A 7,495-nucleotide genomic window follows, 5' to 3' on the forward strand; every position below is an offset into this window, starting at 1 on the left:
GCAACATCCCGCATCGATTGGCAAGGATGCTCACAGATCCGGCCTTGACGGAGGCAACAAACGGTTTCAGACTCTCCCGCACGCGACACGATCCAACGCTGGGGGGACGCCGTGGCCGCCACGATCCGCGACGTCGCCACAGCGGCAGGCGTCTCGCAGTCCACCGTCTCCCGCGCCCTGTCGATGCCCGACCTCGTGAACCCGGCCACCCGGGCGCGGGTACTGGCGGCGGCCCGGCGGCTCGGCTACCAGCCCAACCGCGCGGCCCGCGGGCTGATCACCGGGCGCACCGGCAACCTCGGACTGATCGTGCCGGATCTGTCCAACCCTTTCTTCTCCTCCGTGGTCAAGGGCGTGCAGGCGGCGGCGCGGGCCGCGGACTACTCGCTGTTCATCGCCGACACCGACGAGGAGGCCACCGCCGAGGTCGAGCTGCTGCTGGCGCTCACCCGGCAGGTCGACGGGATCGTCCTGTGCTCGCCCCGCACCCCCGACGCCGAGCTGGCGCGGGTCGGCGTCGAGAGCGCCGTGGTCCTCATGAACCGTCGCATCGAGGGGCGCCCGAGCGTCACCGTGGACAACGCCGACGGGATGCGGCAGGCGGTGGAGCACCTGGCGGCGCTGGGCCACGAGCGGATCGCGTACGTCGCCGGGCCGCGCACGTCGTGGTCCAACGGCCAGCGCGAGCAGGGCCTGCACCGCAGCGCGGAGGACACCGGCACCGACCTGGTGCACCTCGGTCACTTCCCGCCCCGGTTCGAGGGCGGGGTCGCTGCCGCGGACCTGGCGCTGGCCTCGGGCGCCACCGCGGTGATCGCCTACAACGACGTGGTCGCGCTGGGCCTGCTGAGCCGCCTCGGCGCGCGCGGGGTGTCGGTGCCCGACCAGATCAGCGTCCTGGGATGCGACGACATCAGCATGTCGGCGATGACGCACCCCGCGCTCACCACCGTCTCCATCCCCAAGCGGGAGGCAGGCCGGGCCGGCGTCGCGCTGCTGCTGTCCCTGCTGGCCGACACCGCCGCGGCGGCGGAGGGGGCTCCCGCACCGCACCGGGAGCTCCACGCCCAGCTCATCGTGCGCGCCACCACCGGCGTCGCCCCCCACCCCGACCGCCGGACGGCGGGCGGTCACTCCACGAAGGGAACCACCCGATGACGATGCGATGGCGCACCGCTCTGACCGCAGGTGGGGTCTGCGCGCTGCTGCTCATGACGGCCTGTGGCGCTCCGAGTGGACGACCGGGGGCGGAGGTGCCTGCCGGAGACGTGCCCGACCGCCCGAGCGAGCCGGTGACGCTGAACGTGCTCGACATCGCGGGCAACCTCCAGCTCACGCAGGGGATGATCGACGACTTCGTGGCGCAGAACCCGGACGTCGTCTCCCGCGTCACCTACGAGAAGGCGGCCGCGCCCGAGATGGCCGGCAAGATCAAGGCACAGCAGGACGCCGGGCGGATCAACATCGACCTCGTGCTCACCGGCACCGACGGGCTCTCCGCCGGTGCCGAGCAGGGCCTGTTCACCCCGCTGCTGCCGCAGTTCGAGAGCCGGCTGACCGGGATGAAGGACTACCTCGAACCGGCCGCCGCCATGCAGGAGCTGGCCGGTGACCAGGGCGTCGTCGTCACCTACTACCCGTCGGGCCCGCTCCTGGAGTACGCCCCCGACCGGGTGCCGGACCCGCCGAACACCGCCGACGAGCTGCTCGCCTACGCCGCCGCCCATCCCGGCAAGGTCGGCTACGCCCGCCCGTCCAACTCCGGGCCCGGCCGCACGTTCCTGATGGGGCTGCCCTACATCCTCGGTGACTCCGACCCCAAGGACCCGATCAACGGCTGGTCGAAGACCTGGGCCTACCTCGCCGAGCTGGACAAGCACATCGAGTCCTACCCGTCGGGCACGGCGGACACGATGAAGAACCTGGCCAACGGCACCTACGACATCGTCGTCAGCACCACCGGCTGGGACATCAACCCCCGCGCGCTGGGCACCGTGCCCGCCGACTACAAGGTGACCGCGCTCGACGGGTTCACCTGGGTCACCGACGCCCACTACGCCGCGATCCCCAAGGGCGTCTCGGCCGACAAGCAGTCCGCCGTGCTCGCGCTGCTGGCGTTCATGCTGACCCCGCAGCAGCAGGCCAAGGCCTACGACACCGGCTACTTCTACCCGGGCCCCGCGATCAAGGGCGTCACGCTCGACATGGCGCCGCAGCAGAGCCGCGACGTGATCGCCCAGTTCGGCCGTCCCGAGTACGAGGCGCTGATCCGCGACCACCCCACCGCCACGCCGCTGGCCACGAAGGACATGGTCGCCGCCTTCGACCGCTGGGACCGCGAGATCGGCGGTGGGGGGCAGTGACGGAGGGGGCGTTCACCGAGCTCCGGCTCGACGGTGTGGGGCGCCGCTTCGCCGGAAAGGACGCGCTGGTCGACCTCGACCTGACGATCCGGGCGGGCGAGTTCATCGCGCTGCTCGGGCCGTCCGGGTGCGGGAAGTCGACCGCGCTGAACTGCCTGGCGGGGCTGCTGCCCCTCACCGCGGGGAGCATCTGGCAGCAGGGCCCGGACGGGGAGCGCCGGATCGACACGCTGCCGCCGGAGAAGCGCGGGTTCGGCATGGTGTTCCAGAGCTACGCCCTCTTCCCGCACATGTCGGTGCGCCGCAACATCTCCTTCGGGCTGCAGATGCGCCGGCTGGCCCGCGCCGAGGTCGCGCGCCGCACCACGGAGGCGATCCGTCTCGTCCAGCTGGAGGAGCACGCCGACAAGCTGCCCGGCCAGCTCTCGGGCGGCCAGCAGCAGCGGGTGGCGATCGCGCGGGCCGTGGTGCTCGAACCGTCGCTGGTGCTGATGGACGAGCCGCTGTCCAACCTCGACGCGAAGCTGCGTCTGGAGATGCGCTCGGAGATCCGCAGGCTGCACCAGTCGCTCGGGCTCACCACCGTCTACGTCACGCACGACCAGGAGGAGGCGCTGTCGCTCGCCGACCGCCTCGTCGTGCTGCGCCAGGGGCGGGTGCAGCAGATCGGCACCTCCGAGGAGCTGCACACCCGGCCGGCGAACTGGCACGTCGCTGACTTCATGGGCTTCCGCAACATCGTGGAGGTCGACGCCACCCACGTGGACGGCACCGACGTCGTGGTGCAGGGCGAGGGGCTGCGCCTGCGCGGCACGGCGACCGCGCCCACGGCCGTCGGCGACCGGGTCGTGGCCGCCGTGCGTCCCGAGGACGTGCTGGTCGGCGCAGGGACTGACGGGGCCGACGGGCCCAACGCGACGCCCGCCACCGTCGAGGTCGTGGGGTACCAGGGCCGCGAGCTCGCCGTCGAGGTCCGCACCGCGGCCGGGCGCGCGCTGCACCTGCGCACCGAGCAGCGGCTCGCCCCGGGCGACGCCGTCACCCTGACCGTCGACCCGGAACGGTTGCTCGTCTACCCGCTGGCGGCGGGCGAGCACGTCCCCGCACCGCTCGTCGCCGCGGTGCCGTGAGGGGGCCGTCGTGAGCCTCACCGTGGAGCGCGTGCCCGGCGAGGCGCGCCAGGCGCAGGATCCCGGGCTGCGCCACCGGCTGGCCGAGCGCGGCATCGACCGGCAGCTGCTGTTGCTGGTGCCGGCCGTGCTGTTCGTGGTGCTGCTGTTCCTCTACCCGTTCCTCTACGGGCTGCAGCTGTCCTTCGCCCCCGACGAGGGCGGCCCGCTGGCCAGCTACCAGGCGTTCTTCTCCGACCCCTACCAGAGCGGCACGATCTGGATCACGCTCAAGCTGGCGCTGCCCGCCGCACTGATCAACGTGCTGGCCTCGGTGCCCATCGCCTACCGGATGCGCGGCAGCTTCCGCGGCAAGCGGCTGCTGACGATCGTCCTCGTCGTGCCGATCACGCTCGGCACCGTGCTCACGGCGCAGGGGCTGCTGAACTACCTCGGCCCGGCGGGCTGGTTCAACAAGATCCTGATGACGCTCGGGCTGATCGACGACCCGGTGCGGCTGGTGAACAACTACTGGGGCGTGTTCTTCTCCCTGGTCATCACCGGTTTCCCGTTCGCGTTCCTGCTGATCCTGTCGTACCTGTCGGGCATCGACCCCACCCTGGAGCGGGCCGCCGCGACGCTGGGCGCCGACTGGCGGCAGCGGTTCCGGCACATCACGCTGCCGCTGCTCGCGCCCGGCCTCGCCACCACGTTCTGCCTGGCCTTCGTGCTCGCGTTCAGCGTGTTCCCGTCGGCCGTGCTGGTGGGCAACCCGGCGGGGGAGACGCGCGTGCTCGCCCTCGCCGCCTACCAGGCCGCCTACGAGCAGTACGACTACTCGCTGGCCTCGGCCATCGCGATGGTGATGGGCGCCGTCGAGCTGATCGTCATCGGCGTGGTGCTGCTGTGGCGTTCTCGGCTCTACACCGGCTCGACGGGAGGCAAGGGCTGATGGCCACCACGGTGGCGCCTCGCGCGCGGCGCCGGATCGTCGGCAGCCCGAGCAGCTGGCTGATCTGGGGCGCGGTCACGTTCTTCCTCGTGAACCTCGCCGGCGTGATCGGCGCGGTGCTCGTCAGCTCCTTCGGCACCCAGTGGTTCGGCACCTGGTTCCCGAACGGCTTCACCACCAGCTGGTACGCCACGGCCTGGCGGGAGTTCGGGCTCCTCGACGTCGTCGGCGTCACGCTGCAGGTGTCGCTGCTCGTGGTGGTGATCTCGGTGCTGATCGGCGTCCCCGCGGCGTACGTGCTGGCCCGGCGCACCTTCCCCGGCAAGAAGATCGTCTACTTCGCGTTCCTGCTGCCGATCCTGATGCCGCCGATCACCTACGGCATCCCGCTCGCGACCGTGCTCTACAAGTTCGGCTTCGCGGGCAACGCCTCCGGTGTGGTGCTGGCCAACCTGGTGCCCTCGGTGCCGTTCGTGATCCTCACGATGACGCCGTTCATCGAGCAGATCAGCCCGAGCATCGAGTCGGCGGCACGGATGTGCGGCGCCACCACGCGGGCGCTGTTCCTCCGGGTGCTCGGCCCGCTGCTCGTGCCCGGGATGCTCGCGGCCGCGATCCTCGTGCTGGTGCGCACGGTGGGCATGTTCGAGCTCACGTTCCTCACCGCCGGGCCGGACTCGCAGACCCTCGTGGTCGCCCTGTACTACTCGATGTCGGCGGCCGGGATCAGGGCGCAGCAGGCCGTCGACGCGATGGCTGTGATCTACACGTCGACGATGCTGGTCCTTCTCGTCGTCGCGCTGCGGTTCGTCAACCCGACGCAGCTGGTCGCCAGGGTCAAGGAGACTCCCGAACCGTGAGCATGGACGTTCCCCGCCTCTCAACCTCGACTCTCGACGACATCACCCCCGGCGTGCCGGTGGGCGTCCGCCGCCCGGACACCGCGATCGGCATCGTCCACCTCGGCATCGGCGCGTTCCACCGGGCGCACCAGGCGGTGTTCACCGAGGAGGCGATGGCAGCCGAGGGCGTCGGGAGCTGGGGCATCTGCGGGGTGACGCAGCGCTCGCGCGGCGTCGTCGACCAGCTGGCCCCGCAGGACGGCCTGTACGGCGTGCTCGAGCGCAGCGACCGTGAGGTCTCGGTGCGGGTGGTCGGGTCCGTGCTCGAGGTCGTGTCGGCCGCCGAGCAGCCGGAGCTGGTGCGGTCGCGGATCGCCGACGCGGCCGTCGGCGTGGTGACGCTGACCGTCACGGAGAAGGGGTACCGGCGCGAACCCGGCGGCCGGCTCGACCTCCGGGACACTGCCGTGCAGGCGGACCTGGCGGGCACCGCGGCGCCGGAGACGGCGATCGGCAGGCTGGCGCGCGGTCTGCAGCGGCGCCGGGAGGAGAACGGCGCCCCCCTCACCGTGCTCTCCTGCGACAACCTCGTGGGCAACGGCGAGGTCGTCCGCACGCTGGTGGCGGACTTCTGCGCCGCGCTGCCGGCCGCGGAGGGCGAGCCGCTGTGGGAGTGGGTGACGTCGAACGTGTCGTTCCCGAGCAGCATGGTCGACCGGATCGTGCCTGCCACCACCGACGACGACCGGGAGCAGGCCCAGCACCTGATGGGCCTGCGGGACGCCGGGCTGGTGGTGGCAGAACCGTTCCGCCAGTGGGTGATCGAGGACCACTTCGCCGGGCCCGTTCCCGCGTGGCACCGGGTCGGCGCCACGCTGACCGCCGACGTCGCCCCGTACGAGGCGGTGAAGCTGCGGCTGCTCAACGCCACCCACTCCCTGCTGGCCTACACGGGAGCGCTCGCCGGTTACGAGACCATCGCCGAGGCCGTCCGGGACGAGACCCTGGCCGCGGCGGCCGCGTCGCTCATGGCGGAGGACGCGCTGCCCACGCTGCGCCGTCCCGACGACCTGGACCTGGACGACTACCAGCGGTCGGTGCTGGACCGCTTCGCCAACCCCGCACTGCGCCACCGCACCACGCAGGTGGCGATGGACGGCTCGATGAAGCTGCCCGTCCGGCTGCTCGGCACGGTCCGCGACCGGCTGCGCGCCGGTGCCGAACCGAGGTGGGCCGCGATGGCCGTGGCGGCGTGGATGGTCTACGTCGCCAGGGGACGCGACGCCGCCGGGCGGGCACTCCCGCTGGACGACCCACTGGCCGACCGGCTGCGCGCGGCCGCCGCGGGCTCGGACGGCGGCCTGGTCGAGCGCATGCTCGCCGTCGACGAGGTCTTCGACCCGGAACTGCGGGACTCCGAGGTGCTGCGTTCCCTGCTCGCCGAGCGCGTCGAGGAACTGCTGGTCACCCGCTGAGCAGCGGCGGCAGCTCCCGGGCCGCCGCGGCCAGGCTGGGGCCGTACCAGGTGAGCAGCCTGCCGCTCACCAGCACCGCCGGCACGCCCGGGAACGCCTCGGGGCCGTCGTCGGCGGTGAAGAGGTACGGCTCGTCGGGCAGCACCACGAGGTCGTGCTCCGGCAGCGCGGCGGGGTCGAACCGCGGGTAGCGCTCGGCGTGCCCGGCCAGGACGTTGTCCACGCCGAGGCGGGCCAGCACGGCGCCGGTGAAGGTGTCGCGCCCGACCGCCATCCAGGGCTTGCGCCAGATCGGCACCACGGCCCGGCGGCGGTGGGTGGGCTCCGGCAGCGCGCTCCAGGCGGCCTCGGCGTCGTCGAGCCAGCCCGGCCGGTCGAGCCCGCACGCCCCCAGCATCCGGGCCAGCGACGCGAAGGCGCCGTCGACGGTGCGGATGTCGGTGACGTACACGGGCACGCCCGCCGCGCGCAGCGCGTCGAGATCGGGGAGGCGGTTCTCCTCCTGGTTGGCCACCACGAGGTCGGGCGCGAGGTCGACGATCGCTGCGACGTCGGGGTTCTTGGTGCCCTTGACCCGGGTGACGTCGAGGCCGGCGGGATGGGTGCACCAGTCGGTGGCCCCGACCAGCAGACCAGGCGCCGTCGCGGCCACGGCCTCGGTGAGCGACGGGACGATCGACACCACCCGCCGGACGTCGGCGGCCACCGGCACGGCCCGACCCTCGTCGTCGACCACCACCCCCCGACCCTATCC

At 72.5% G+C, this 7,495-nt stretch carries 7 protein-coding genes; 6 read left to right on the top strand and 1 reads right to left on the bottom strand.

Annotation, left to right across the window (positions count from 1 at the left end):
• Positions 1-111 precede the first annotated feature (111 nt).
• Genes HF577_RS25235 through HF577_RS25260 form a run of 6 tightly spaced genes read left to right on the top strand, consistent with a single transcriptional unit; the run spans position 112 to position 6,741 of the window.
• Complete coding sequence (locus HF577_RS25235; protein ID WP_169398435.1) at positions 112-1,158, top strand: LacI family DNA-binding transcriptional regulator; 1,047 nt, start codon at positions 112-114, stop codon at positions 1,156-1,158.
• On the top strand, positions 1,155-2,363 hold the full coding sequence (locus HF577_RS25240; RefSeq protein ID WP_246267197.1) for an ABC transporter substrate-binding protein: 1,209 nt from the start codon (positions 1,155-1,157) through the stop codon (positions 2,361-2,363). Before HF577_RS25235 ends, HF577_RS25240 begins: the two co-directional genes overlap by 4 nt.
• Positions 2,360-3,493 (top strand): ABC transporter ATP-binding protein, encoded by a 1,134-nt coding sequence (locus tag HF577_RS25245; protein ID WP_169398436.1) that lies wholly within the window; start codon positions 2,360-2,362, stop codon positions 3,491-3,493. The genes HF577_RS25240 and HF577_RS25245 overlap by 4 nt, the downstream gene beginning before the upstream one ends.
• Before the next feature lie 10 nt (positions 3,494-3,503).
• Complete coding sequence (locus tag HF577_RS25250) at positions 3,504-4,424, top strand: ABC transporter permease (protein WP_312859371.1); 921 nt, start codon at positions 3,504-3,506, stop codon at positions 4,422-4,424.
• A complete protein-coding gene (locus HF577_RS25255) occupies positions 4,424-5,284 on the top strand; it encodes an ABC transporter permease (RefSeq protein WP_169398437.1) in 861 nt (286 codons plus the stop codon). Before HF577_RS25250 ends, HF577_RS25255 begins: the two co-directional genes overlap by 1 nt.
• A gap of 2 nt (positions 5,285-5,286) precedes the next feature.
• Entirely contained in the window at positions 5,287-6,741 is a 1,455-nt protein-coding gene (locus tag HF577_RS25260) for a mannitol dehydrogenase family protein (RefSeq protein WP_169398444.1), read from the top strand.
• Here HF577_RS25260 and HF577_RS25265 read toward each other — a convergent pair.
• The gene (locus HF577_RS25265) at positions 6,731-7,480 is read right to left on the bottom strand and encodes a helical backbone metal receptor (protein WP_312859372.1); all 750 of its coding nucleotides are present in this window, start codon (positions 7,478-7,480) and stop codon (positions 6,731-6,733) included. The genes HF577_RS25260 and HF577_RS25265 overlap by 11 nt on opposite strands.
• Positions 7,481-7,495: the final 15 nt, after the last annotated feature.

The organism is Pseudonocardia xinjiangensis, from assembly GCF_012911925.1.
In the GTDB taxonomy this organism is placed as follows: domain Bacteria; phylum Actinomycetota; class Actinomycetes; order Mycobacteriales; family Pseudonocardiaceae; genus Pseudonocardia; species Pseudonocardia xinjiangensis.

Coding starts and splice junctions, on each gene's coding strand:
- HF577_RS25240 (WP_246267197.1), top strand. CDS start 1,155: ATGACGATGCGATGGCGCACCGCTCTGACCGCAGGTGGGGTCTGCGCG.
- HF577_RS25260 (WP_169398444.1), top strand. CDS start 5,287: ATGGACGTTCCCCGCCTCTCAACCTCGACTCTCGACGACATCACCCCC.
- HF577_RS25255 (WP_169398437.1), top strand. CDS start 4,424: ATGGCCACCACGGTGGCGCCTCGCGCGCGGCGCCGGATCGTCGGCAGC.